This is a genomic window from Thiolapillus sp. (assembly GCF_048562965.1).
GTDB classification, from domain to species: Bacteria; Pseudomonadota; Gammaproteobacteria; order Chromatiales; family Chromatiaceae; genus Thiolapillus; species Thiolapillus brandeum_A.
Map to the genome: position 1 here is coordinate 1 of NZ_JBHNMF010000789.1, position 1,366 is coordinate 1,366.

At 53.8% G+C, this 1,366-nt stretch carries 1 pseudogene; it reads left to right on the top strand.

What is annotated here, in order from left to right:
• The first annotated feature begins 158 nt into the window (after positions 1-158).
• Positions 159-1,176, top strand: a pseudogene (locus ACOCD2_RS20105) (ArsJ-associated glyceraldehyde-3-phosphate dehydrogenase).
• Positions 1,177-1,366: the final 190 nt, after the last annotated feature.

Consider the following 1,366-nt stretch of genomic DNA (forward strand, 5'->3'; position numbering starts at 1 on the left):
CAGGATGCAGCAATCAGCGTATAGAACAAGCTCTAACGGGCAGTATGAACAAAATAGCAACTTTATTTCACCCGAAAATATACGGTGGAACAATGTTGCTTACTCTAAACTCTAGTAAAGGATAACAGATTTTATTTTTCCGTAAGGGGATACAACAGATGAGCATCAGGGTGGGCATCAACGGCTTTGGCCGCATGGGGAAACTGGGCTTTCGCGCCGGTTGGGACAATCCGGCTTACGAAATCGTACATATCAATGAAGTCAGCGGCGATGCACATTGCCACGCACATCTGCTCGAATTCGATTCGGTGCATGGGCACTGGAATCACCAAATCTCCGCCAGCGATGATGCCATCACGGTGGATGGACGCGAAGTCTATTTTAGCAGTCTGGCAACACCTGCAGAGGTGGACTGGGCCGGCAAAGACGTGGATCTGGTCATTGAGTGCTCGGGCAAATTCAAGACGGAAGACGCCCTGCAGCCCTACTTCGACCAGGGTATCAGGAAAGTCCTGGTTTCTGCCCCGGTCCCCGACCCTGCCCTGAACATCGTCTATGGCGTGAATCATCAGCTGTACGATCCGGCCACTCATCACATCGTCACCGCCGCCTCCTGCACCACCAACTGCCTTGCGCCGGTGGTGAAAGTCATGCACGAGAAGGTGGGCATATTACGTGGATGCATGACTACCATTCACGATATCACCAACACCCTGACCATCGTGGACAAGGGCCACAAGGATCTGCGCCGGGCGCGCGCCTGTGGTCAGTCGCTGATACCCACCAGCACGGGCTCGGCCAAGGCCATCACCAAAATCTTCCCGGAACTGGAAGGCAAGCTCAACGGCCATGCCATTCGCGTGCCGCTGCTCAACGCTTCGCTGACGGATTTTGTCTTCGATGCCGCATGCCGCCCGGCCGGTAACAGCAGACGAACTCAACGGTTACTTCAGGGAGGCTGCGGAAGGCGAACTCAAAGGCGTTCTGGGTTACGAGGAACGCCCTCTGGTATCCATCGATTATGTGAATGATCCACGTTCTTCCATCGTGGATGCCCTGTCCACCATGGTCATCGATGAAACCCAGGTGAAAATCTATGCCTGGTACGACAACGAGTGGGGCTATGTGAACCGCATGATGGAAATTGCGCAGATGATGGCTGAGTCCCTGTCATGACCCTGTGCACCTTTCCAGAAAACAGTTCATGGCAACAGGGCATATCCCCTCTCCCCGACCCTCTCCCAAGGAGGGTGTCGCAAAAGCCCCTTCCTGAACGTTACGGTTGAGGGTAACCTAGACCCTTATGTGGAACCACTACTCTTTAGCTGCGCTACGATGAAAAACCGACCTATAAAAAGGCGTGTTG